Here is a 26,106-nt window from a genome sequence, read left to right on the forward strand (position 1 = left end):
CAAATAATGAATCCAAAATTTAAACGTTTTAAAAAGCAATGTTATTTTACAAAAAATAAAATAACATATATTGATTACAAAGATATTGAATTATTAAAAAAATTTATTTCTGGTAATGGGCAAATCTTGCCGAAGAGAGTTACTGGAACAACAGCTAAAAATCAAAGGATGTTAGCAATAGCAATTAAAAGAGCACGTCAAATGGCATTATTACCATTTGTCATTGATTAAAATACTTATAAAAATAAGTATTTTTTCTTTTTTAGTGTAGAATTAATATGATGTAAGGCATAATAAAAAGTTAAGGGATGACATTATGATAGAGAATCCAAAATTTAGTGATGTTTTTAAAACAGAAGCAAAAGAAAAAATAGGGAAGAATCGGTTGCAAATAATTAAGTACATCTTAATTTGTTTTGTGCCATTTTTGTATGGTTTCTTTTGTGTTTGAGCTTTTTGAAATCCATTCCTTAAAACAGACCAGATTCCAATGGCGATTGTTAATCATTATGCAAATTTATGTGTGATTTATAAACCTAAAAGTGATACTGACAAATCAATTGCAAATGGGACTGATATTCATTATGTTAATGCAAACGATGCAACAAGTTGTAATGCAGCAGTTAAACCAAATGAAATTGCACGTTTTACAAGTGTTAGTGATAATATTGTTACTGGACCAAATTATTATGATAAAGAACATAATAATGTTAAAATCGATGTTAGTACCATTACCTTGAAATTAAATTATCTAAAAAATAAAGATACTAATTTTGAACCAAATGATAAATATTGAGTTCAACTACGAATTCCTGAAAATTATTCTGTTCATTTAATTAACATTTTAAAAAACATTGCAAATTCGTCATTTGACCATGATCAGTTTTTAACGGATGTTACTTGAATGAGCAATAATCCGGTTAACTTGTGAGCAACGTATAAACAAAATTTTTTAATTGGTTATTTTGCAACAACTTTCACTAATTTACGAAAAAGTTTTGTTCGTGAAGCAGTACCGCAATTAATTTTACCAATGCTTTATACCATTCTGTCTAATCCTGATGGGACCGTAAATCGTACTACTTATGATGACTATGTTAAAAGTATTAATACAAGCAATTTAATTAATGAAACAAATAATTTAGTTAGTTAAGGTAAATTAACTTCAGTACAAGGAAAGATTATTACTTCGTTACTAAAGGTATTTTGCTTAGTAAAAGGACCCTTGGTACAATTTATTTTTGGATCAGAAAATGTTGTTAGCAAAGATCAATATTTTACTAATAGTAATGAATTGGGTAAACATTTAAAAGATGTTGGCAGCATTATTGATATTCCATATAACGTGCAAGGTTATCAATACAATAAATATGGTATTGGATTGGGAGAATTATTTATGTTAATTGGTGTTTGAGTTGGGGCTTTAACACAAACATTTGTTTATGATCGTAAAGGTAGAACCAAAAACACATTATCTTATCAACATTATTTTAGTAAGTTACTATTAATGTTGTGTACATCCTGAATTCAGGTCACAGTAATGATGTTTTCACTATTAATTTTAGGTTTTGGGCAAATTGGTCCATCGTATGCTTTGCTATGGTTATGAATGCTCTTTTTAGGATCAGTTTTCAATATTATTATTTGTTCTCTTTGGTTAGCGATTCCCGATGAAATGCTGGGGCGTTTTATTGCTGTTATTTATCTGATTATTAATTTATCAGCTGGATGAGGAACATTCCCATCATTTATGCAAAATAAATTTTTTGATGTTTTATCATATATCTCACCATTCCGTTATGGCTTACATAATATTGGGACAATAATATATGGTTTATCTTCACCAACAAGTATCGGTATTGGTGAATATCAAACTGAGATTGTCAAAAATATGGGGATTTTATTTATTTGGGTTATTGTTTTTGTTATGATTGGACTAGCAGGAACCTACTATCGTTTCTTAAAAATGAAATATGGAACAATTAGAATAAAATTAATTTATCAAGCAATGAATAACATTGAAAATATTAAAACACATGAAAAAAGTATTAGTGCATTGAATTATTTAACAGTAGAAGAACAAGCGTTAATAAAAGCAGAAGTATCAGGGCAATTATTAGCAAAACAGACAAAAAAGAAACTAAAAAAGCAGCCTAAATAATCATAGATATAATAGTAATATTTTTTGCCTTCTTTTTAAAATGAATTATCATCTATTTTATGGTATTATTTAAATAATAATTTATTCTATGAAAGCGAGGAGGACAAATGTATTTAAACTTATTAAATAGTACAGATAATAGTAATCCTTTACATGACTTCTTGTCAATTTCAACTTGGCAATCATTTGTTAGTATTTTTATTTTCTTTGGAATTATGCTTTTATTATGATTTTGAATTAAAAAAACAAAGATGCGTTTTATTTTTCGTGTTTTATTAGGACTAGCTTTTGGTTTAGTTATTGGAATTGTTGTTCAAGCAATTAATAATTTCCCATATAACACAGCTGATCCGTCAGGTTCAATGATTAATCCAATAATTCAAGATCCAAATGACCCCAATAAGAACATTCCAAATGATATTTATGTCTTGTGAGTTCATGATTTTTCAATTTGAGTTAACTTCTTTAGAACGGTCTTTTTAAATGCGATTTTATTAATGACTGTTCCTGTTGTTTTCTTAGCAATTGCACGAGCCGTATCAAAACCAGGAAAAGATGCAGCATCAAAAAAAGGAACAATTATTACAATTGCCATTTTATTGTTAAATGTTGCAGTGATGTTTATTATTACCTTATTTATTGGTATTGCTTTTAATATTGGCAATGGTTTTACAATTTCGGGAAGTGGTAGTTATGATAAAGCAGCATCGAAACCATTACCACAAATTATTTGAGATTATGTTCCTTCAAATTTTGTTGCTCCATTCTTTTTGGGAGCAATTATTCCAGTGATGGTTATTGCAGGATTAATTGGCCTTGCGGTTAAAAAATCATCAAAAAGACATCCCGAAGATATGCAAAAAATCCGTGCTGGATTTGATCGTTGATGGACAGTTATTATGTCATGTTTAATGTTTATTATTAAGTTAATGCCTTATGCCGTAATGTCAATGATTACTTATGCCATTGTTTCGCGTCCAATTGGATATTTAGCACAAATTGGAATTGTAATTGGGGTTGGTTACTTATGTCTAGTAATTGCCTTGATTTGACATTCGTTATTATTAACATTATCAGGAATTAATCCATTTAAATGATGAAAATTTGCTATTAAGCCAGTAATTCAAGGATTTACAACCCAATCTTCAAATGCAACCTTACCTTTAACAATGGAAGTCTTGAAAGATGATATAAAAGTAAAAGAAAATTTAGTTAGTATTTCAGTACCATTAACAACAACAATGGGATTAACTGCTTGTGCTGGGGTACAAGCGGGAATTATTGTTTCATTTATTGTAACAGCAGGATTATTTGATTTGACAGCCGCTAATTTCTTTATTGCTTTAATAGTTGTTGTTGTTGCGTCATTAGGAATTGCTGGTGTTCCAGGAACAGCTAGTGTTGTCACAGCCGGGGTGCTGGGGGGGCTTGGTTTAGGGACTTTATATGTTCCTGTTTATGCAATTATTGGAGCGTTAGATGGCTTATTTGATATGGGTCGAACAGCAGTAAATGTTGCAGGAGGATTACAAGCAACAACAATTGCTGCCCGGTTAACAAATTGTTTAGAAAACGAAGATCTCATGCTTTTCAAATGATCACGCCTACGGCGAAAACGAAAGAGAGAAAAAGCGTCAAAACAAGAATAAAGGTAACACCTTTATTTTTATTTTAAATTTGAAAGGTTATAATATTACTAAGAAGACAGAAAGAAGGGGAAAAGATGAAGGTAATTGTAATTGGTGGGTCAACTGCTGGAATGACAGCAGCTAGTAAGTTAAAACGTATTTTAAAAGATGATGTTGAAATAGTTGCTTATCAAAAATTAAAATATCCATCGTTAGGTAGTTGTGGAATTCCTTATTATGTTGGAAAACATTTTGATAAACCAGAAAGTATGATTGCACGAACTGTTGAACAATTTAAAGATAATGGAATTATTGTAAAAACTTCGTGTGAAGTAACAAAAGTTGATTTTAAGGCAAAAACAGTTTATGGAATTAATCTTGCAACAAACGAAAAATTTAATGATACTTATGATAAGTTGATTATTAGTGTTGGAGCAACACCACGCAAATTAAATTTGGCGGGAGAAGAAGCATCAAATGTTTTTACAGGAACAACTTTAGAATCGGCAGTAGTTCTTCGCGATAGTTTAGCAACAATTAAAAATGTTGCCATTATTGGTGGCGGTTTCATTGGTTTAGAATTTTGTGAAAGTTTTGGTTTAGCAGGAAAAAATATTACATTAATTGAAGCCGACAAATGGGTTTCACGAAAATTAATTGATGAAGATATTGCCCAATTATTAGTGGCAGATTTAGAACATAAAGGAATTAAAATTAAGACAAATGAGAAAGTAGCAGAGTTTATTGTTAAAAACAATAAAGTAACAAAAATTAGATTATCATCAGAAGAAGAGATTCCAACAGATTTAGTTTTAGTGGGAATTGGAGTTATCCCAAGCACTGATTTTTTAAAAGAAACAGAGCTAAAAATGAATGAATTTGGGGCGATTTTAGTTAATGATCAGTTTGAAACTAATATTAAAAATGTTTATGCTGTTGGTGATTGTGTTACGACAAAAAATATGATTGATAATAGGTTACAATATATTTCATTAGCAACTGTTGCGGCAAAAAACGGAAAGGTTTTAGGTAATATTTTAGCAGGGAAAAAAGATCATTTTCCAGGGGCGATTGGAACCGCTATTATCCAAGTTTTTGATAGTGAAATTGCTCGAACAGGGTATACGAAAGAGCAAGCAATTGCAAATGGTTTTAATACTAAAGAAGTGGTTATTACGGGAACTGATCATACTCATTATGTAGCCGATGCTAAACCAGTTACCGTTAAGGTTATTTATGATCAAAACACAAAAGTTATTGTAGGGGCACAAATCTTTGGTTATAATAAAGCTAGTTTAAGAATCAATGCTTTAATCCCATTAATTTGGACAAAAACTAAAATTAATGAGATTGAATATTTGGATTTACCATATTCACCACCATTTGCAAAAAGTGTTGATGTATTAAATGTTGTTTTAACGAAGATTAATGAAGACTAAAAATAAAGGAGAAAAAATTATTAAATTACAGTAAAAAATGCTATTAATTGACGAAAAACAATTAAAAAATATGATAGTAGCAAAACTCTTAACGATAATGATTTATTAACAATTATTGAAGCGGGGCGTTTAGCACCATGCTCATTAGGGCTAGAAGTTACTAATGTTTTGACTATTACTAATAAAGAATTAAAAACTAAATTTGCAGAAGAGGTAATGAGTGGTTCGAATCAGGAAAAAGTTCAGAATGCAAATTGTATTATGATTATCGCTGGGATTAATCCAGAATATTTAGTCTCAACGGAATTTTTGACAACACGGTTAGAACGAAATATTGCACAACCTGATGTGTTAAAAAAGACAATTGATAAATATCAAACTTTTTTAACGCAAAAAAAAGATTTATTTACCTTTGTGTCTGAACAAGCACATATTGTAACTAGTTTTATTACCCTGCAAGCTGCTGATTTAAAAATTGGGTTAACAATTATAGGGGGTTTTGATGTTAAAAAATGTAATGATTTATTATCAGAACATTGTTTTTTAACCAAGATAAATTATATTCGGTATTAGTCTTAGCTTTAGGATATTATGATGAAACAGATGAAAAAACAAGTTTACCACGGGTACGCATTGATTTTAATGAATTTGCAAAGATTATTAAATAATTTTTGTTTTTATTGATAATATGTGTTATCATTATTTACGTGCAAATAATATGCATCCATATTATTAAAAGAGAGGTGAATTATATGGCAAGAGAAGGAATCCATCCAAAATATTTTGATACTAAAATCATGTGCACAACTTGTGGAACAGAGCGCATAACTGGTTCTACTAAGGGGAAAGAATTAAAAGTTGATACTTGTTCTTCATGCCATCCCTTCTATACAGGTAATCAGCAATTTGCTAATGCAGCAGGACGTGTTGAACGCTTTAAATCTAAATTTAATAAAAAAGAAGAATTAGTAAAACAAACAGAAGAAGCATCAAAAGTACAAAAAGAACTTAATAAAAAAACAGCAAAACCAAAATCTGATAATTAAAAAGCAGAATAATGGTAGAGAACTTTTATCTTATTAAGATAAAAGTTTTTTTTAATAATAATTCTAGGTCATTTTGTTTTTTTCGTTATAATGAAAATAGACTACTTTAAAAGTTTATAAAGGATAAAAGGGAATTAAGTGCAAGTCTTAAGCTGTCCTAGCAACTGTAAAACTGACGAATGTTAATGAGTACCACTGAATAACATATTTGGGAAGGATTAACTAGTAGGATTAAGTTAAGCCAGTAGACCGGCCTGATAAATTTAATAAGAGTCCTACTAGGTAAATAGGATTAATTTATTTTGTAAATAAGATAAAAATATAAATATAAAAAACAAAAGGAGAAGAAAAAATGGTTAAAAATATCTTGACGTTAGTAACAAGTTTAACAGTTGGTACAACAACTATTGCAAATGTTGCATTGCAACAATTAACTTCATCAAACAGCGAAAAAGTATCACAAAATAGTATTGATGGATATCATGTTAATAGTGTTAAAATCACAGTAAAAAATGAAAGTGGAAGAGTTATCAATACAATTACGTTTTATAATTCATTAGTAAGTTTAGGTGATATGTTAGCATCGGATTCCGATTCTTTTGGGCTTAACGAAACATCATTTGGCCGTTTATTGATCAGAGTTGATGATATAATAACAGATTTTAATAAAAATTATTGAGCAGTTTTTTCAAGCACACATCCATTCTGCAAGTTTAGTACTAGTCCAGCAAATTATTGTTCAGTTGGAATTGATGGTTTAGTTTTTCGTGACGTTTGAGAACAAGACCAATTATTTGATTTTGTCTTAACTAAGATTTAAGTTAAGTAATAATCCTATTTATCCTTTTTTTGAGAAAGGAGTTTCTATAATTATGAAAAAAATATTAGCTAATTTGCTAGTTTTATTGTTGACCGTAACATCAACAACAAGTTTAATTAGTTGTCAAAATTTAAGTCAAAATAATAAGAGCGAAGAAGATTTGCCAACCTTACCAAATAATTTTACAATTATGCAAGGTGATATTTATCCATCCTTTGGTATTAGCAAACAAGAGGGAAACCAAAAATACTTGTTTAAACCCACAAGTGATCAATTGAGTACACTTTTTTTAAATTTGCCACAACGCAAAATTGCTCCATTAGGGTTTGCAAAGGATGTATCAAATATTCCTGATTTTTGATTTTATTTAGCATATCCATTTGCGGCAACTTTTACAATTCTTAGTTGTCAAGAATTGACACTTGACGAAAATCAAATGGTTAATGTTACCTTGGCTGTGAAATGCTTAAAAGTAGCGGAAAAATGGTTAGAGAGTGGTGCTTGAAAAATGCGTTTTACTGATATGAATGTTGAACAAAAAATAATTTTTAAAATTCCAATTATTCCAAATGAAACTGATGAATTAAATCGATTTGTTTTAAAAAAATATAATGCATATATTGCGCAAAATGATATTGAAATTAATAATAGTAAGTTAGATTTTAATGATGTAAATAATGTCGCAAATATAAATTATTTACAAGAAAAAGCAGCTACTTTTATTGCTAGTTTTATTAGTGAAAATCCGGGTCTTAACAAAAAACTTAATCTTAAAAAAATTATTCCACCAAAGGGTAATCAAATTAAGAGTTTAGATGAACCTGCAAATAGTTTAGTAAAAATTAGTACAACATTTAATTTTACGTTAAATATTGAGGGGTTAGATTATCATCCACGATTAAATTTGGGGATGCCAATTAGATATAAAATTATGTAATTTATATAAAACACTATGGGGGTTAATAAAATTATTAACTTAAGAATAAGTGTTTTTTATTATTTTTATTTGGGTATAATAAAAATGATTAGAAGAGTGGTGTTTGAATGGGACTAAAAATTAGTAATTTAAAATATAAACGCTATAAAAAAAATATTTTTACTGATTTAAACTTTGATGTCAACAGTCAAGAAGTTCTAGGAACTTATTTTGAAAATAAATTTTCACAGTTATATTTTTTAAAACTTCTATTAGGAAAGAAAAAACCACATAGTGGAAAAATTTATTTAAATAATCAAAACATTACTGCTTTACTGCCAAAGGAACGAAAAATTGGTTATGTTTCACCGGGGACATTACGGTTAGGTTTTTTGCCAACGAAATTACGATTAGCTTATCATATTCTAAAAATACCAAAATTTTTGCATGATAGTTCTTTAAAATACATTAAAAATAAATATCGTTATAAAAATTTAGTTTTTATAGGTAATGACTTAAATAAAAAAGATTTAATATTGAAAACAGATAAAATCATTAATGAATATTTTCATAATTCAATTAGGATTAAGGAAGAATGAATTGAAACATATTTAACACAAATTAGTGAATTTCATAAAAAGGAAATTGCCAAAATTTTAGAAGATGATAAGGATTCAATTCTAATTCAAAGTTTACATACCTACACTTATAAAAAAGAAGAGATTCGTGTTTACGAAGGTTTTCTTGCGTTTTTACAAGCCTTATGAGATAAGATTTATTATATTTCTGAATTGGATTATTTATGTGATTGTTATGAAATTGCCAAAAAAAGAAAGATTAAAAATAAAAAATTTGGATTTATTGGAGATAAACTTGTTTGTGAAAAGTATTTAAAAACTTTACAAACTAAAATTCTTTATGAACGATATAAGCTAATTAAAGCAAGAAAAGCTTTAAAAAAATATCGTCTGAACGTTCTTAATACTGTTATGCGTGATAGTGAACGAAAAAATATTATTAAAGGGATTTTACATAAAAGTAATTCAATTAATGTTGTTACTTGATTGAAACTAGCAGAAGATCAATGGTTTAATTATAATCAAAAACAAGAACAACTAATTTCAAATTTGTTGCCAGATGAAGCAACAATTGTTAAAGGAAAAGTTCTTGAATATTTTCATAAGTACCATTTAGCGTTATTAAATGATAAATTAATCCAACGTGAAGAAGATAATTCCCTTGTGATTGCTGCGGCAAATGAAAAAATTGTTACAGTTTATAATCAAGCATTTGAACAAGTAAAAGAACTAATGAGTAATTTAAATATTAAAATGAACTGATTTAAAATTACCAAAAATCTAAGTAGTTTTGATCATACAAAGATTAGATTAATTAATGCGATTTTAACAAATAAAGAATTGATTATTTTGCATAATACTTTTGATAATTTAACACATAATGAAGCAATTGAATTAAATGATATTTTATTAACGTTAAAAAACTATAATCCGCAAATGACGTTTTTAGTTTTGACAAGAAACATTGAAAATATTAAAAACTATGTTACTAAGTTATTGTTCTTTGATGAAAATAATAATTATAAATTAATGACAAAAGAACAGGCTGAGTTTTTCCCCGAAACAATGCATTTATATCAAACAATGTACAATAGTTCTGAAAATATTTTTTCAATGCAGTATTTTGAAAAAGATCATATCCTCATGAATGAAAAAGTTAAAATTAAGCTACCAAAAGAAATTAAGTTAGTTGACCAAAAAGAATGTTGATTAGCGATTAACCCAAATTTAATTTCCTTTGAAAAAACAAAATTTTTTAATAAGGATTTACATTTAATGTGTAAAGGCCAAGTTAAAACAATTAAAAAAATTGGGAAATCAATTGTTTGTTTTTTTGAAACTGATAATAAAATGATTTTAAAAGTCTTAGTTCCTGAAAAAGAATTAAATTTAAAGAGAATGACTACAATATATTTTGATAAACATGCGTTATTAATTTATAATAAAAGTAGTAATAACTTAGTTATTGACATTTAAAGTGAGGAATTTTAAAATGAAAAATTTAAAAAAAACAATTTTACAAAAAATTAAAGATTATAATACTATTATTTGTTTGCGTCATATTTCACCAGATGGTGATGCTTATGGTTCAGCGTTTGGACTAGCACAATTTATTAAGGATAATTTTCCTATTAAAAAAGTTTTGGTTGATGGTGAACCAAGTAAGTATTTGGCTTTTTTAGCAACACCTGATCTTGTTAAACAAGAAGATTATCGTGGAGCTTTAGTAATTGTGACAGATACAGGTAATGTTGAACGAATTGATAGTAAATATTGACAAGAAGCAAAAGAAATTATTAAAATTGACCATCACCCCAATGTAACACCATATGGAGATTTACAATGAGTTGATGCAAATAAAATTGCAGCTAGTGAAATGATTGCTGATTTAGTTTTAACATCAAAATTAAAAGTTTCAGCAGCAGCGGCAAGATTAATCTTTACGGGGATTATCACTGATTCTAATCGTTTTATGTATAACAAAACTTCTCTTGAGACTTTGACGTTAGCAGGGCAATTACTTGCAAAAGGTTTTGATTTGCAAAACATTTATCACAATTTATATGAAGAATCATGAACAAATGCGTGTTTTAAAAATTATTTGTTATCACAAGTAATGGTTTATGATGATCAAATTAGTTATGTTAAAATAACAGACAAAATGTTAAAAGAACATCAAATGGATTATGAAACTGTTAAACCATGAGTTAATATTATGAGCAATATTAAAGAATTTAAAATTTGAATGTTATTAATTGAAAACAAAGCAGAAGGTTATATTAATATAAGTATTCGTAGTAATACTTATATTATTAATGGTGTTGCTCAAAAATATAATGGTGGAGGCCACGAATTAGCTAGCGGTGCTAGAATTTATCAGTGAGAAGATACTGAGAAAATTTTAGCCGATTTAAGTATTTTAATTAAAAATAATGTTAAATATGTGGAAGGTGAATAATGTATTTTTTAAATAGTAAAGCACAAATGGGATGAATTGAGGTAATCACGGGTTGTATGTTTGCTGGAAAAACAGAAGAGTTTATTCGTCGTTTAGTACGGTTAAGTTATGCTAAATTTAAAATTCAAGTTTTTAAGCCAGAAATTGACAACCGATATAGTGAGAATAAAGTTGTTAGTCATAGTCAAAATTCAGTTGAAGCAATGCCAGTAAAAGATTCAGCAGAATTATTAAGTCGAATTGAGCCAACAACAAATGTGGTTGGAATTGATGAAGTTCAGTTTTTTGATAACAATATTGTTAAAGCTGCTGATTCGTTAGCAGATAAAGGAATCATTGTTATTGTAAATGGTTTAGATAAAGATTTTCGTGGCGAATCATTTCTTAATGTTGAGCAATTAATGACTCGCGCAGAAGAAGTTAAAAAATTGCATGCAATTTGTGTTAAATGTGGAAATTTAGCAAATCGTACGCAACGGTTGATTAATGGTAAGCCAGCTAATTATTATGATCCCATTGTTTTAATTGGCGAAAAGGATAAATATGAAGCTCGTTGTCGACATTGCCATGAAGTAACATATTAAGTTGGAAAGGAAAAAAATGTTAACAAAAGCAGGATTAAATGCAGAAGCATATTTTATTATAAATAGTAAACCAAGAACAGTTATCAAACTTAAAGCACACTTTGTTGAAAATTTACCAATTAATTCCTTTAATTTTGTCGAAAACTCTTGATGAAATAAAAAAAATCATCAATATGACAATTTGAAAACTAATTTTGTGTAAGATTATGATTTTGCTTTAAATTTTTTAAACGTTAAAATATAATACCGTTGATTGTTGGTTTGGTGTTAAACCTTTGTGTTGGTATTTTCATTTTCAGAGCTTTAAATAATTTTGAATATTAGTGAAACCCAAACCATGATAATGAATTAAGGCTTCTTTAAGACTGGATTGTAATTTACTAATCTTATTTAACTTTTGATAACTAGTATCAGGGTTTGTACTAGTTTTGGTGGAATATAGAGTAGAATTTGTTTGTTTTGCTACTAATAAATATAGTGGTTGCATATCAGAAATAATTATTGATTTTTCTTTAATTAGTTGCTTATTCATATTTTCAATAATCCATTGTTTTTGTAATCTTTTGGTATTGGTGGATTGAACAAAAATATTATTATTGCTATCAACTGCCATTTGAATACAGCATTTGGTATCAGTTGAAAATGGATCGAGATGAGTTTTTCGTTTATCAAATTTATCTTTAAAATTGCCTTTATGAATTTCTTTAATAAATGTTTCATCCATTTGGATTTGACCATTTAATTTTTTAAATTTTAACTGTGTATTTTCTAATTGTTTTGATTGCATTAATTTTTGTCGATTATATCAAGCGGTTTTTGGGGTTGTTTTAATAAAACGAGAAATTATTTTACTAGATTGTCCTAACAATGAAATTTGAATTAATAAATTTCACTGTTCATAATTTAAATGACTTCAATAAGTAAAATGATGACGAAATGCATCAAAACTAGCACGACATTTTTTACATAAATATTTTTGTTTTCCTTCGGAATTATGACCATTTTTAACACAATGAAAAGATTTGCAATTAGGACATATAATGCCTTTATCTCTAAATTTTTGATCAATTTCATTTAAACGTTTTTGTTTTTTAATTAAGTCTGCTTGTTGTTTTATTTTTTCATAAAATTCTAAAAATTGATCATCTGTTAAGCTATTTATTAATTCTGTAATTATTTTTTTCATCATTTATTTACCTCTATATATTAAAAATATACCTAATTTTAGGTATATTTTATAAATATCAAGAGTTTTCGACAAAATTAAAGATTAATTCTAAAATTACAATTATGGAAAATTTAATGGCGAAGGAAAATGATAATGTTGTTGTTAATGGCAATGTTTTTAAAATTAGTCAAAAGATTATTACTAAACATCCCGTTAAAAAAACCTTTGAGAGTTGTGAGTATCGTTTAACCCTCCTTGATCAATTAAGAAAATTACCAAAATTTCAAGAAATTATTGCCAATCAGTAAATAAATCATTAATTATTATGATTTATTTTTATTATAATATATTAAATTAGGCATTATAATTTAAAATATATTATAATAATTGCTAGGTATCTGAATAAATAGAGGTGGATAAAATGAATCAAAAAACAGTTGAACGATTAGAAGCAATGTTGAAGCGGTCAAATTTAATTAATGAAGAACTAACAAAACCAGAAATAGTTAATGATGTAAAAAAATTAACTAGTTTGGCAAAAGAACAAGCACAATTAGAAGATACTGTTGCATTATATTTAACTTATAAAAATGTTTTAAATAATATTAATGAGGCAAAAGCAATTTTAGAAAATGAAAAAGATGAAGAATTAATTGAGTTAGCTAAAGAAGAAATTAAGACTTCAGAAATTCGAAAAGAACAAATTACAGCGGAGTTAAAAGTGATGTTATTACCAAAAGACTCTAATGATGAAAAAAATGTTATTTTTGAAATCCGCGGTGCTGCTGGTGGTGATGAGGGAAATATTTTTGCTGGTGATTTATATCGAATGTATTTAAGATATGCTGAGCAACAAAAGTGAAAAATTGAAGTGATTGAAGAAAATGAATCAGAAGCAGGTGGGTTTTCCACAATTTCATTTATGGTGAAAGGTGATCGTGTTTATTCAAAAATGAAGTTTGAATCAGGTGCACATCGGGTACAACGAATTCCAAAGACAGAGAGCAAAGGACGAGTTCATACTTCAACTGCGACAGTTGCCGTTTTACCAGAAATTGAAGAGGTTGATTTTGAAATTAAAACAGTTGATTTAAAAATTGATACATATCGTGCTTCGGGGGCTGGAGGACAGCATGTTAATACCACCGATTCAGCGGTACGAATTACCCATTTACCAACTGGTGTTGTAGTTACATCACAAGATGGTCGTAGTCAACATGATAATAAAGCATTAGCAATGCAACATTTACGTAGTAAATTGTATGAAGAACAACAACGTAAAATTAATGAAGAACGAGGAACGTTGCGAAAAGATGCAGTCGGAACTGGTGATCGTAGTGAGAAGATTCGAACATATAATTATCCACAAAATCGAGTTACTGATCATCGTATTAATTTAACTTTACAAAAGTTAGATCAAATTATGGAAGGTAATCTTGATGAAATTATTACAGCTTTAATTAATGAAGAACAAAGATTGAAAATGGAAGGAAACTAATGACAGTTAACGAATTAATTGAAAAGTCAGAAGAGTATCTTAAAGCGTCTAAAATTGATAATTATCTTGCTGATGTTAAAACTTTGATAGCATTTTTTATGAAAATATCATTAGCTAAATTATATGCCGTTCAAAATGAAAAAATTAATTTTAAGGTTGATGATTATTGGCAAAAGTTAGTTGAATATCAAAATGGAAAACCAATTCAACAGATTACTAATTTACAGAGTTTTTATGGTTATGATTTTTATGTTGATGACAACGTTCTTATTCCACGTTATGAAACAGAAGAGTTGGTGGATAATATTAATGTTTTAATTGATGATAATTTTGTTGAAGGTAAAAAACCATTAACGTTAATTGATGTCGGAACCGGTAGTGGAGCAATTGCAATTAGCTTGGGGTTAGAAAATCCAAATTTAACAATTTATGCTAGTGATATTTCACCATTAGCCTTGAATGTTGCAAAAAGAAATATTAAACAATTAAATTGTAAAAATGTTCAATTATTAAAGGGTGATATGTTAGAACCGTTTATTAAAAATAAGATTAAAGCCGATATTTTAGTATGTAACCCGCCCTATATTCCAAGCAACCAACAGATTAGTCATCGTGTTAAAGATTATGAACCGCATGTCGCTCTATTTGGTGATAATGATGGATTATTTTTTTATCTTCAGATTTTTAAGAATTGACAAAAAATTGTTAATAAAAATGGTTTTTTATGTTTTGAACATAGCTATGATCAAAAAAAAGCATTAGAAAAATTAGTTAAAGAATATTTCCCAAACCAAAAATATTATTTTAGAAAAGATATAAATAAAAAATGACGAATGTTATTTGTTAATATTTTGTAGTAAAATAATAAGAGCTCAGGTGTGAGGTGAAAGTATGGATGATAAGATTAAAAAAATCAAAAGAATTTGCATTATTAGTATTGCATTTTTAGTAGTTTTATTTATTATGATGCCATATTTTGTTTTTATTGTTGTTTCGCACAATGATGATATTTTAAAGAATTTCTTTGCATTTACGGAAACAACACCGAAAGAAGTGTTAGAAACTTTTACAACTTCTAATTTGCCAAACCGCTTTTTAATTTTTGGTTTGCCATATATTGCTTTAGGAACGTTAGCTGGTGCAATTATTAGTACTGTTTTTTATATTTACTATCAAAAACGAACAATTAATTTTAATAATCGTATGTTGTTAATTGGAACAATTACTATTACTTCTTTTATTTTTATTACGTGTTTACTATTTTCATTTGCAGAGTATTATTATGATTTATTTACCGAATGATGTCGATCTTTAAAAGGAGGGTATACTGGTCCTGACTATATTGAAAATATTAATAATATGATTAAACCAGGAACTCCTAATCGTGATGCAATTATTGAAATATTAATTAATTTAGCAACAGGATCAGGAACTCAAAATCCTTATCCGTTGGCATGAATTGGAATTAATGTGATTTGATGAATTACAGGTTTACAGATGATTTTTATTATTTTTATTATGCTAAAAGTTGGTTTTAAATTAGAATGGTTATTAAATACTAATGTCAACTTAAATAAAAAGGAGGAATTAGTTGTTTTAAAAGACACTTTTAATCAGAGTGTTGCTAAGAAAATTATTAGTTTATTTTTAATTCCAAATGAATTTAACATTTCATTATGAGTCATTTTCTTTTCAAGTATTGCTTTTATTCCGCAACTAATTTATACAATTACTATAGGAAGTAGTTTTACCGATGCAAATCGATTTATTTTGTATTCTTATTTATATTCAGAGTTAACAATTAATGTTATTATTCCTGGAACAAGTAGTATTTTAGATCAACCAAATCTTGATTATTTCAATATGACAAGTAAAATGCCAGGATCACCGTTCTTTATTAGTATTGCACCAATTATTTTTTCCTCTTTAATTATTTCAATGCTATTTGCATTTAGTTTCGTAATGATTAAAAAACCAAATTTAACCAAAAAAGGATTTATTAGTTTTTATTTTAGTTTTTTAATTGTAACGGGAACATCGCTAGTAATGTTTTTAATTTCACAGTATCAAATGACACAAGCGGTTAACTATTGAAATAGCCAAAATGATCATTTTAAAGAAACAGTTATGAAACCACTTTTTGGAACAACAAAACTAAATTATTTTTGATTACAAGGAAGCGAACTTATTGCAAGTGGAATTTTATTATCTTCTTTTATTGGTGTGTTATCAATCATTGCCATTTCTCATATTTCAAAAATTAAAAGTAATAATAATTATGAAGAACAAGTAAGAGTAAATTCTAAAAATTTATAAGATAAGGGGGGTTAGGTAAAAAATGAAAGTATATACAGTAAAAGAACGCAAAGAAATTATTGCGGGTTATTTGGCGGAGAATGTTATTATTATTCCGACCGACACAATTTATGGCATGACATGTATTATTAGTTCACAAACAGCAAAAGCAAGAATTTTTAAAGTTAAAGGCCGTTCAGAAAGAATGTATTTATCAGTAATTGTTAGTTCGATTCAAATGGCAAAAAAATTTATTGATTTAACATATGAAGATCTAAAACTTTTTAAAAAAAATGAAACTATTACTATAATAGGTAACATAAAAAGTGATATTAATAGTCAGTATAATATCACTAGTGATAATACAATTGGGCTTCGAATTACGAAGTCAAAATGATTGCAAAAAATTATTAAAAAAGTGGGACCAATTTATGGGACAAGCGTTAATATTAGCGGCCAAAATTATGCAAAAGAATTTAATGAGCTAAAAAAATTTGATGTTGATATTATTGTTAATGATGGGTATTTATATAATCGTCCTTCAAAAATTTATAATTCTTTAACAAAAGAATTTATTAGATAAGAGGTAAACAATGGTAGAAAAAAATAAAACCAAAAAATGATCATGATATAAAATTGTTAATCTTGTTATTTTAATTATTTTAACGATTGCTTTTACAGCGATGTTTGTTATTGATCAAAAAGCATATACCGTTGCCTTTTTAATGAGTGTTTTATTGTTAGGAATTTGAGTAACTGGTTATTTCATGGGCCATTTTTTATTTATGAATCGAGAAAACATTAAAGATGGGACAAGAAAATTATTTGATGATTATCGCAAAAAGGATAAGAATAAAAATAAAGAATCGAAAGCAGAGAAAATTAAACGTTTAGAAAAAGAACTGGCGGATTTAAAAGAAGAGGAAGAAGATTAATTTTATAAAAAGAATAATATCATACCAAATTGCACTTTAAATTACAATTTTTCTTTAATTTTGTCGAAAACTCTTGATATTTATAAAATATACCTAAAATTAGGTATATTTTTAATATATAGAGGTAAATAAATGATGAAAAAAATAATTACAGAATTAATAAATAGCTTAACAGATGATCAATTTTTAGAATTTTATGAAAAAATAAAACAACAAGCAGACTTAATTAAAAAACAAAAACGTTTAAATGAAATTGATCAAAAATTTAGAGATAAAGGCATTATATGTCCTAATTGCAAATCTTTTCATTGTGTTAAAAATGGTCATAATTCCGAAGGAAAACAAAAATATTTATGTAAAAAATGTCGTGCTAGTTTTGATGCATTTCGTCATCATTTTACTTATTGAAGTCATTTAAATTATGAACAGTGAAATTTATTAATTCAAATTTCATTGTTAGGACAATCTAGTAAAATAATTTCTCGTTTTATTAAAACAACCCCAAAAACCGCTTGATATAATCGACAAAAATTAATGCAATCAAAACAATTAGAAAATACACAGTTAAAATTTAAAAAATTAAATGGTCAAATCCAAATGGATGAAACATTTATTAAAGAAATTCATAAAGGCAATTTTAAAGATAAATTTGATAAACGAAAAACTCATCTCGATCCATTTTCAACTGATACCAAATGCTGTATTCAAATGGCAGTTGATAGCAATAATAATATTTTTGTTCAATCCACCAATACCAAAAGATTACAAAAACAATGGATTATTGAAAATATGAATAAGCAACTAATTAAAGAAAAATCAATAATTATTTCTGATATGCAACCACTATATTTATTAGTAGCAAAACAAACAAATTCTACTCTATATTCCACCAAAACTAGTACAAACCCTGATACTAGTTATCAAAAGTTAAATAAGATTAGTAAATTACAATCCAGTCTTAAAGAAGCCTTAATTCATTATCATGGTTTGGGTTTCACTAATATTCAAAATTATTTAAAGCTCTGAAAATGAAAATACCAACACAAAGGTTTAACACCAAACCAACAATCAACGGTATTATATTTTAACGTTTAAAAAATTTAAAGCAAAATCATAATCTTACACAAAATTAGTTTTCAAATTGTCATATTGATGATTTTTTTTATTTCATCAAGAGTTTTCGACAAAATTAAAGCAATTTTTTTACAATTTTTTTAGTAAATATGATATAATTTAAATATGGAGAAATGATGCAGGAGGGCTAAACGTGTACATCAATCCATTCGAACGAATGAAAAATTTAAAATTAAATACAGAAGAGACAAAGCCAAATAATTCAAAGAGCAATGAACAAAAAATGAATTCAACACAAGTTGTTAATGAGGATGCAGGGATGGCAGTAGGTTTATTTAAAAATAGTGGGCATGAAATTAAAAAAAATATAAACAAAGAAGAATTAGGTAAGATTGATGGCATGGTATTATCAAATTATGAAATTGTTCGTGATTTAATAAAAACATTTAAAGAAAAAAATAATGAGATGCAGTATTTCTTAACAATCGTTGATAATCAACACCAGGATTCAATGTCGGAAATTGTTAGTTCATTTTTTTTAATGCCACTTGTTAATATTGATCTGTTACGTATTGAGTTATATGCTTCACCGTTCTTATTCCTACTTAAGAGAATTATTAAATGGTTACCAAAAGTTAGTTTAGAAGATAAAAAAGTTTTATGAGATCGTGTTAAATTGTTTGCAAGAACGTTACGAAACAATGAATTATCAGAACAAACTAACGATTCAAATTCAGTGGTAATTATTAATGAATTAGAATTTGATGATCCGCTAGAATATATTAAGAAAGAATTCGAAGACATTTTACGGGCATATGAGATTAAAGATAATATTGTAATAATTTTCAACAACATTGATTTAGTTGGATATGCAAAGTTTAAAACAGTTTTTAGTTTAGTATATGCAATTTTTAAAGGAATTATTCAATTTAAATTTATTGTTGCATTAAATCCGGTTTTAATTGAGACTTATGTTACCCAAGTTTATGGTAATAATTTAACAGACCAATTAATAAAACATGAAATTAGTGTTTTTGATAAATGCTACATTATTAGAGATGACCAAGACGATAATTCTGTTGAACAAGCAGCACCAAAAGTAGAAGAAGAAGCACCCCAACCAATGCAAAATTTTGTCCCAGTTGAAGAGGAAGAAGATGATGAAACAATTGGGTTTGATTATTGAGCTATGCGTGGCGGAAAGTAAATTAGAGGAGGATAAGTTGATATGTTTACATTTTTAGTAACCTTAGGATGAGTCCTAATCATAATTGGTGCAATAGTTCAAATTTTTGCGGCAATATTAAATATCTTGGTGATTCAACAAGTTGCGCTTCCAACAATTTTTAATTCAATAAATGATATTTTTCAAACATCAATTTTTAAACAAGAAGAAATTTTAAATGGTTTAACTGGTGATGCATGGGCATATACCATTAACGCATTATCAATCTTTGTTGCTTTAGCAGCAATTACGTTAGTATCATTTCAAATTAACCGTGTTAAGAAAGGACAACGAATTGCAAGATCATATATCAAAATGATTTTTGTCACATTAATTATTGCTTCATTAGTATATGGAAAAGTAGCTGTTTTAATCTTTGCTGCATTCATCTTTGTTGCTTTATTATTTATTGAATCGTCATTATTTGATGTAGAAGCTTTACAAAATTTTGTTGAAGAACGAAATATGATTGTTATTTACCATCAAGATAAAAAACTTGAAAGAGAGGTAAATAAAGAGGTAAAGTATCATGGAAGCGCAACTATGGGAGTTGGCGTTACTACCGCAGGGATCGAAGATACCGGAAAAAATTTCAGAGACAATGATTACGTAAGCGCGGATGATAATAAAAAATCATCGGCCCAAAAATCAAATGCAATGTTTACATCAAATGAATTAAATAATTTATTTAATTCTGGTAAGAGTGATGTTGATGAAAATGAATTAGCAAATTTAATTAGTGATATGACACATGTAGTGTCAAATCCTTCTAATTCAGAAGTAAGTAAGCTGAATGATTTAACAAAACCACCATTGCCAACAGAGCTTATTAAAGATATACCAGTAGAACCAGTAAAGGTGGAAGAACCATTAGTTGCAACAACGGTAAATGTTGAGCCCGAAACAAGTGCATTAGAAGGTAAAATTGTTAATGTTCCTATTACAGAAACTAATCTTAATTCTGATCATACAGTTAATGCTGATGTTGAACTTTTTGTTGATAAAACAGCAGTTTTAGAAGAAAATGATAATTTAAATGATGAAGAACAAGAAGAACCAACAAGAGATAAAGAAATTGATTTTGATTTTTTAAATGATGGGATATTAAATTCTTCATCTTCTGATGCAAGAGTATTAACAAAAAAAGAAAAGAAACTTTACAATAAATGAAATGAGATGTATCAGCAAGCTCTTAATATCAAAAACTTGATTGAAGAGGAAGTTCAAATTCAAAATACTAATGCACCAACTAAATCAATTAAAAAGAAAGCTAAGATTTATAATTTAATTGCTAAAGAAGCAAACGGTCTAGTAACAAAATTAAAATTAGGTTCTGATCAGCATTTGAAAATGATGCATATTGCTGAAATTTTTGGAGATAATTCACAAGCAACAAGTGATTTTCTGAATGAAAATGCTATTGTTTCAAATAATGATATTTTAGACAACATTTCAAATGAAACAAGTAGTAGTAAAGAAGATAATGATATTCTTGATAGTTTGACAAAAACAGATGATTTAATTACCAATGATTTGAATATTGGTACTGATGATGGTACGGTTATTTTTGGGACAACTGTTGCAACAGAAATTGTGCAAGATAGTCCGCAAGAAGATCTTACTTTTACTCCAAAAAATTATAATATTGATAAATTAGATGGTGAATTATTATCCGAAATTCAATCATCAGATAGTCAGACCCAAGAAACTATTAATTATATTGATGACAGTCACGGATATACATTTGCAGAATTAGAAGGATTGGATGATCTTCATAGTGAAGGATCTCCAACCGGAATTGAATATAAAGGCCCTGATGCTGAAATAATAACATTTGAAAATAATGAGCATGTTGAAACAATGCCGGAAGAATTAGCAGCAATTGATAATAATTCAATTTTAGATGAACCTTCAGAATCTGTTTTAGCAACTGCTGAAAAAATAGCAAGTTTTAATGCGCCAGTTGAAGAAAACAAAATGACAGCTTCACCATCAGAAAGACAGTTAGTAAATAACTTAGAAAATATTAACGATGAATTAGTTGATGATCATGATAATAATGATGGGGAACTATTAGACGATGTTATTGTAAGTGAACCAATTAAATCAGTACTATCGGAAATTAAATCAACACAATCAGAAATTAAACTAGCTTTAGATGATGAAATATCATATAGTTTGGATGAACTAGATAATAAAATTATGAATGGGGATTTTTCAAATCTTGATGACGAAGTAATTGAATATGAAATTGAACAAAAAGATCCACCAGTGGTAGAAACTACCCCAGTGAAACAAAAATTAGAACCAGAGCAGGGGTCAATTGCACTTCAACCAGAATGTGATAACAATTTTGATTGCCGATTTGAAAAGTTAGAAGATCTAATTAAAAATTCAATTGATTTGCAATCAGCTCATACAAAAACATTGGGTGAAGTACAAGAACATTTAACTAGTTTAACTTTAAAAGTAGAAACATTAGAAACAAAATCAACTGATTTTGCAAAAAAAATTGCAGATGTTGAAACAAAAAAATATGTTAATTATCATGGGGTAGTACCGATTGATCAGTTTTATCCACAAATTGATGATCTTAACTTAGCTTCAACACGTTATAATTTATACAATAAAAAAGGATATTCAAATACATATGGTGCAACTAGTGCTAGTGATGTTCCATATTGTTCGGGAAGTTATTATCGGGCAAAAAATCCTTCTTCAGGACAAGACGAAATGATGATAAACAATAATCCGCAGGTTGATTATAACCATCTTAATTTACATAATATTTCAAAATATACAAAGCAAGACATTCCTTATGAAAGTAATTGTCCATTCTGTAAAAAAATAGTAAATAAAAAAATACCTTAGGTAAATCCAAGGTATTTTTTTATTAAAGTAATTCAAGCCATTATAATTTTTTGAAAAAGTATTATACCATAAAAAATAGAAAATTTGACAATTTTATTTTTTTCTGTTATACTTACTGTAGTAGATGATCAGGATATCTACATTAATGGAGGTGCTATGTATGACCTTCCCTTCATTAGTGACTTTACCAGTTGAATTACAAAATCATGTTTTTAATGTTTGTATTAATATGAATATTAACTAAATTAACCTAATAAAAAACTCAGTCGCTTTGGAAACCTGACTGAGAAGAGTAGTTTATTTGACTGGTAAAGTCATTTTTTTTAATCACAGATTAATTATATATAAATTCTAAGAATAATGCAATATTTTTTGCTTTTTTCTTATAAATATGTAAAAACGGTAAATTATGCTATTTTTTAAATAAAAAGTAGCATTTTTTGCTTTTTAATTATTTAAATAAATGTCTTGTTTTTAAAAGCAAATATTAACTTATGGTATTATATAGGTACATCATAATTATATGATGCATAATTTATGATTAAGAAATGAGGCAACATAAAAATGAAAAAAATGTTAACATTTATTATTCCTGCTATTTTAACAGGGGCTTCTATAAGTACGGGAGCAAGTAGTATTAATCATATCAATCATGCAAAAAGTATTAATAATAAAATTGATAAAATTACAGAATATTATTCATTAGAAGAAATGACTACGAATTTTAGAATATTATCTAAGTGAACTGATTCAATTGGAATTGGAGTTGAAAGAGAAACAAATGAAGTATTTCTAGTTAAAGGGAATGATAATTTTGTTGCTTTAAACGTCAAAGTGACACCAGGGGTGGTGGTTAAACAACAATTAGTATTTTCCTTTGACCAAACTAATTGCATCATTAATTTGGGATCAAGTTTCGTTTTGGTTAATACATCAGGTGTGGTTAAAACCCTTAATGTGCCGTTTTCTGGTGTTTGAGATTTTATGGCAATTAATTCAAATTTAATGTTATATGTAGAAATTACTAATATTGGATTTAGTTCTGGTAATATGTACGAAATTGACGCACAAGGTAACTATAAATTTATTGGCTCTAATGTAGTAACTTTTTCAAAAGTTACAAATAATAGCTATATATATTCAGCAATTTTCTCAGATGGAAAAACATACAAAACTTATTTTGTTGATAAAGAAGCAGGGAAAGTTACTAGTTTTAATGGAATGGCAGATAACTTAGTAATGATTAATGATAATTGAGGAATTTCTCATGATAATTTTAAAAAAATCAGTATCTTTAAACCTTCAACTTATGATAAATTCAATGATTCAAAAGGAAACATTGCAATCAATGAAAGGAAGTTTTATTGATGAAGATGGAAACTTGACAGCGACAGCAGCAGCAGGTACTGGTGAAGAAAGATGTTGGAATGGAAATGTAGCTTTTGGAATGTCAGGAGATACTTGCTGATTTTTAGCAGATAACGGTACTATTAGAATAATTCCTAATATGTTAACAAATAACTATGCTATGGTTAACGATAACATTATCATTATTGGTGCACAATCAATGGATATAAGTTATATTCTTAATGCCCGTGGTTATTTAATAACACCAGTTCCGCTAAAAGCGTTAGCAATGGATTGTTTTACACCAACTTCGGCTTTTTTAATTGATGAGCGTACTAGTAAAAACTATATTTTAACTTTAAAATAAATAAGAATAAAGTTTTAGTTTAAAATAATATCTTTAAAGAGGAAAGAATCTTTCAAAGATATTATTTTTATTTAATTACAATAAATTTATAAAAAAGTTAAATTCAGTTAATATGAATTTATTTTTTTATTTGGAAAGTAAAACTACCTCCTTTCTTTTCTCTTAAAAATATGTTAAAAATAAATTAGCAATGATATATTACATTGCTGGCGTCTTAAAAATCATAAATATAATATAAAAGGGAATATTCAATTGCCAAATAGAAATTAAAAATATAATAGGAGGAAACACACGATGAGAAAATTGCTCAGTTTTCTAACAGTATCAACGTTAATAACAACTTCAGGTACTTCTCTTGTCGCTTGTGCAAAAAAATACACTTTTGATAGTGATATTTGGGTTATTACTGATGCTGGAACAATTACTGATGCATCATTTAATGAATCAGCATGAGATGGAGCAAGTAAATACGTTGTTTCGCAAAAAGATCCAAAAATTACCACTGCAGAGTGGAAAAAAAGTAATTGACGAGCTAGTTATTTTGAACCAGCAAGTCAAACCCCTTCTGATTTTAAAACAGCTTATGTAACGGCAAATATTGCTGGAGCTAAAACGATCATTTTACCAGGGTTTGCTCACGGTAATACAATTGGCTGAGCAGCAGAAGTGGCACAAAATATTATTTATATTGATGGAAGTAGCCAAAATATTCACTTGGGAATGGATACAACAAGACCATTAGCAAAAAATATTATTGGAATAACTTATGAAGCTGAATCTTCTGGTTTCTTTGCTGGCATTGCAGCAGCTTTATGATTGAATGCTAATCAAGAGAGATATCCTGATGGTTTAAAAATTGCGACCTATGGTGGAATGGATAACCCTGGTGCTGTTTCAAACTATATGTGAGGTTTTATTGTTGCAGCTGATACCTTCAATACAATTATTAATGATAGTAGTTTCCCAAAACTATATCAAATTAAAAATGATATTTTAAAACAAGTACAAAAAATGAATCCAAGGGTTACAGCATTACAACCAATTGGAAAAGTTCAAAATGTTGTTAAAAGTAATGAATCATGATTTTCACAATCATTTGAGGTTGGGCAAGGCAAAGATATTTCTGATGAATTGATTTCTCGTAAAGCAAGTATTATTTTTCCAGTTGCTGGACCGCAAACACAAGATACAATTGATCGAATTAGATATAATAAATCAATGGCAAAAGTTATTGGGGTTGATACGGAGCAATCAAAAATTTATGGCGAAGAAATTGTTGTGACAAGTGCTTTAAAAGAAATTGCAACTTCAACTTCAGAAGCATTAAAAAATATTTATTCATCAACGTGTGGTTATCAAGAAGATAATAAAACATGAGATAATAGTAAAGCAACTCCTGACTGTTGAATTAATACTGATCAATCATCAATTCAACATCCGACTTGAACTGGAATTGAAAAAACAAAGGCAATTAATGATGATACTGTTGCATTCATTCATAACGAGACAGATGAACATGCAAAAGATACTGTTTTTGATAAAATTGTTGAAGTATTACAAGATGTGTATTCACGTGGGATTGAAGGACAACCACCGGTTGCTGTACAAGTATTTTCAAAAACATTAGCAAATACTTATCAAAGTAGTGATAAATTAAAAGATTATATTCTAAATGCAATTGAAGCAGCTTTATAAG

The 26,106-nt window shown here is 27.8% G+C and carries 27 protein-coding genes and 1 riboswitch; of the genes, 26 read left to right on the forward strand and 1 reads right to left on the reverse strand.

Going from position 1 to position 26,106, the window contains the following annotated elements; translation table 4 throughout:
* Positions 1-3 precede the first annotated feature (3 nt).
* The 14 genes from rpsR to ACOBME_RS05960 all read left to right on the forward strand — a co-directional run bounded on the left by rpsR (position 4) and on the right by ACOBME_RS05960 (position 11,832).
* Positions 4-231, forward strand: coding sequence for a 30S ribosomal protein S18 (gene rpsR / locus ACOBME_RS05895; protein ID WP_370281048.1), 228 nt, complete (start codon positions 4-6; stop codon positions 229-231).
* An 85-nt stretch (positions 232-316) separates the two neighbouring features.
* Positions 317-1,153, forward strand: coding sequence for a YhgE/Pip domain-containing protein (locus ACOBME_RS05900; protein ID WP_419334642.1), 837 nt, complete (start codon positions 317-319; stop codon positions 1,151-1,153).
* A 72-nt stretch (positions 1,154-1,225) separates the two neighbouring features.
* The gene (locus ACOBME_RS05905; RefSeq protein WP_338964779.1) at positions 1,226-2,161 is read left to right on the forward strand and encodes an ABC-2 transporter permease; all 936 of its coding nucleotides are present in this window, start codon (positions 1,226-1,228) and stop codon (positions 2,159-2,161) included.
* A 107-nt stretch (positions 2,162-2,268) separates the two neighbouring features.
* Positions 2,269-3,810, forward strand: a complete 1,542-nt coding sequence (locus tag ACOBME_RS05910) for a dicarboxylate/amino acid:cation symporter (RefSeq protein ID WP_338964781.1) — start codon at positions 2,269-2,271, stop codon at positions 3,808-3,810.
* Positions 3,811-3,884: 74 nt separating this feature from the next.
* A complete protein-coding gene (locus ACOBME_RS05915) occupies positions 3,885-5,228 on the forward strand; it encodes an FAD-dependent oxidoreductase (RefSeq protein WP_338964784.1) in 1,344 nt (447 codons plus the stop codon).
* 111 nt (positions 5,229-5,339) lie between these two features.
* Entirely contained in the window at positions 5,340-5,801 is a 462-nt protein-coding gene (locus ACOBME_RS05920) for a nitroreductase family protein (protein ID WP_338966576.1), read from the forward strand.
* Positions 5,765-5,896 (forward strand): hypothetical protein, encoded by a 132-nt coding sequence (locus tag ACOBME_RS05925; protein ID WP_338964786.1) that lies wholly within the window; start codon positions 5,765-5,767, stop codon positions 5,894-5,896. Before ACOBME_RS05920 ends, ACOBME_RS05925 begins: the two co-directional genes overlap by 37 nt.
* Positions 5,897-5,980: 84 nt before the next feature.
* Positions 5,981-6,274 carry a 50S ribosomal protein L31 gene (rpmE, locus tag ACOBME_RS05930; RefSeq protein WP_419334645.1) on the forward strand — a complete coding sequence of 98 codons (294 nt, stop codon included), beginning with the start codon at positions 5,981-5,983 and terminating at the stop codon, positions 6,272-6,274.
* Positions 6,275-6,355: 81 nt separating this feature from the next.
* Positions 6,356-6,546, forward strand: a riboswitch (cobalamin riboswitch).
* 95 nt (positions 6,547-6,641) lie between these two features.
* On the forward strand, positions 6,642-7,094 hold the full coding sequence (locus ACOBME_RS05935) for a hypothetical protein (RefSeq protein WP_338964788.1): 453 nt from the start codon (positions 6,642-6,644) through the stop codon (positions 7,092-7,094).
* A 52-nt stretch (positions 7,095-7,146) separates the two neighbouring features.
* Positions 7,147-8,031, forward strand: coding sequence for a hypothetical protein (locus ACOBME_RS05940; protein WP_419334647.1), 885 nt, complete (start codon positions 7,147-7,149; stop codon positions 8,029-8,031).
* A gap of 107 nt (positions 8,032-8,138) precedes the next feature.
* Positions 8,139-10,064 carry a hypothetical protein gene (locus tag ACOBME_RS05945; RefSeq protein WP_419334649.1) on the forward strand — a complete coding sequence of 642 codons (1,926 nt, stop codon included), beginning with the start codon at positions 8,139-8,141 and terminating at the stop codon, positions 10,062-10,064.
* Positions 10,065-10,080: 16 nt separating this feature from the next.
* On the forward strand, positions 10,081-11,046 hold the full coding sequence (locus ACOBME_RS05950; RefSeq protein WP_338964794.1) for a DHH family phosphoesterase: 966 nt from the start codon (positions 10,081-10,083) through the stop codon (positions 11,044-11,046).
* Positions 11,046-11,630, forward strand: coding sequence for a thymidine kinase (locus ACOBME_RS05955; RefSeq protein ID WP_338964796.1), 585 nt, complete (start codon positions 11,046-11,048; stop codon positions 11,628-11,630). Before ACOBME_RS05950 ends, ACOBME_RS05955 begins: the two co-directional genes overlap by 1 nt.
* A 16-nt stretch (positions 11,631-11,646) precedes the next feature.
* The gene (locus tag ACOBME_RS05960; protein WP_419334651.1) at positions 11,647-11,832 is read left to right on the forward strand and encodes a hypothetical protein; all 186 of its coding nucleotides are present in this window, start codon (positions 11,647-11,649) and stop codon (positions 11,830-11,832) included.
* Positions 11,833-11,856: 24 nt separating this feature from the next.
* On the opposite strand, the gene ACOBME_RS05965 is transcribed toward ACOBME_RS05960, so the two are convergent.
* Positions 11,857-12,819 carry an IS1/IS1595 family N-terminal zinc-binding domain-containing protein gene (locus tag ACOBME_RS05965; RefSeq protein WP_338963247.1) on the reverse strand — a complete coding sequence of 321 codons (963 nt, stop codon included), beginning with the start codon at positions 12,817-12,819 and terminating at the stop codon, positions 11,857-11,859.
* Positions 12,820-12,920: 101 nt separating this feature from the next.
* Here ACOBME_RS05965 and ACOBME_RS05970 point away from each other — a divergent pair, with 101 nt between their 5' ends.
* The 12 genes from ACOBME_RS05970 to ACOBME_RS06025 all read left to right on the forward strand — a co-directional run bounded on the left by ACOBME_RS05970 (position 12,921) and on the right by ACOBME_RS06025 (position 26,105).
* Positions 12,921-13,106, forward strand: a complete 186-nt coding sequence (locus ACOBME_RS05970) for a hypothetical protein (protein ID WP_419334653.1) — start codon at positions 12,921-12,923, stop codon at positions 13,104-13,106.
* A gap of 113 nt (positions 13,107-13,219) precedes the next feature.
* Positions 13,220-14,296, forward strand: coding sequence for a peptide chain release factor 1 (prfA, locus tag ACOBME_RS05975; protein ID WP_338964802.1), 1,077 nt, complete (start codon positions 13,220-13,222; stop codon positions 14,294-14,296).
* Positions 14,296-15,153 carry a peptide chain release factor N(5)-glutamine methyltransferase gene (gene prmC / locus ACOBME_RS05980; protein WP_419334655.1) on the forward strand — a complete coding sequence of 286 codons (858 nt, stop codon included), beginning with the start codon at positions 14,296-14,298 and terminating at the stop codon, positions 15,151-15,153. Before prfA ends, prmC begins: the two co-directional genes overlap by 1 nt.
* Positions 15,154-15,187: 34 nt before the next feature.
* Positions 15,188-16,612: a polypeptide chain release factor methylase gene (locus ACOBME_RS05985; protein ID WP_338964807.1), complete on the forward strand. Its 1,425-nt coding sequence runs from the start codon at positions 15,188-15,190 to the stop codon at positions 16,610-16,612.
* Between the two features lie 22 nt (positions 16,613-16,634).
* Positions 16,635-17,174, forward strand: coding sequence for an L-threonylcarbamoyladenylate synthase (locus ACOBME_RS05990; protein ID WP_419334657.1), 540 nt, complete (start codon positions 16,635-16,637; stop codon positions 17,172-17,174).
* Between the two features lie 10 nt (positions 17,175-17,184).
* Positions 17,185-17,526 carry a hypothetical protein gene (locus tag ACOBME_RS05995; RefSeq protein WP_338964812.1) on the forward strand — a complete coding sequence of 114 codons (342 nt, stop codon included), beginning with the start codon at positions 17,185-17,187 and terminating at the stop codon, positions 17,524-17,526.
* 132 nt (positions 17,527-17,658) lie between these two features.
* A complete protein-coding gene (locus tag ACOBME_RS06000; protein WP_338963247.1) occupies positions 17,659-18,621 on the forward strand; it encodes an IS1/IS1595 family N-terminal zinc-binding domain-containing protein in 963 nt (320 codons plus the stop codon).
* Between the two features lie 196 nt (positions 18,622-18,817).
* Positions 18,818-19,807, forward strand: coding sequence for a hypothetical protein (locus ACOBME_RS06005; protein ID WP_419334659.1), 990 nt, complete (start codon positions 18,818-18,820; stop codon positions 19,805-19,807).
* A gap of 108 nt (positions 19,808-19,915) precedes the next feature.
* Complete coding sequence (locus tag ACOBME_RS06010; protein WP_419334661.1) at positions 19,916-22,696, forward strand: hypothetical protein; 2,781 nt, start codon at positions 19,916-19,918, stop codon at positions 22,694-22,696.
* A 564-nt stretch (positions 22,697-23,260) separates the two neighbouring features.
* On the forward strand, positions 23,261-24,178 hold the full coding sequence (locus tag ACOBME_RS06015) for a hypothetical protein (RefSeq protein ID WP_338964820.1): 918 nt from the start codon (positions 23,261-23,263) through the stop codon (positions 24,176-24,178).
* A complete protein-coding gene (locus tag ACOBME_RS06020; RefSeq protein ID WP_338964823.1) occupies positions 24,144-24,410 on the forward strand; it encodes a hypothetical protein in 267 nt (88 codons plus the stop codon). Before ACOBME_RS06015 ends, ACOBME_RS06020 begins: the two co-directional genes overlap by 35 nt.
* Before the next feature lie 294 nt (positions 24,411-24,704).
* Positions 24,705-26,105, forward strand: coding sequence for a BMP family ABC transporter substrate-binding protein (locus tag ACOBME_RS06025; RefSeq protein WP_419334663.1), 1,401 nt, complete (start codon positions 24,705-24,707; stop codon positions 26,103-26,105).
* The last annotated feature ends 1 nt before the right edge of the window (position 26,106 follow it).

The organism is Spiroplasma endosymbiont of Sarcophaga variegata (assembly GCF_965178695.1).
Taxonomy (GTDB): Bacteria; Bacillota_I; Bacilli_A; order Mycoplasmatales; family Mycoplasmataceae; genus Spiroplasma; species Spiroplasma poulsonii.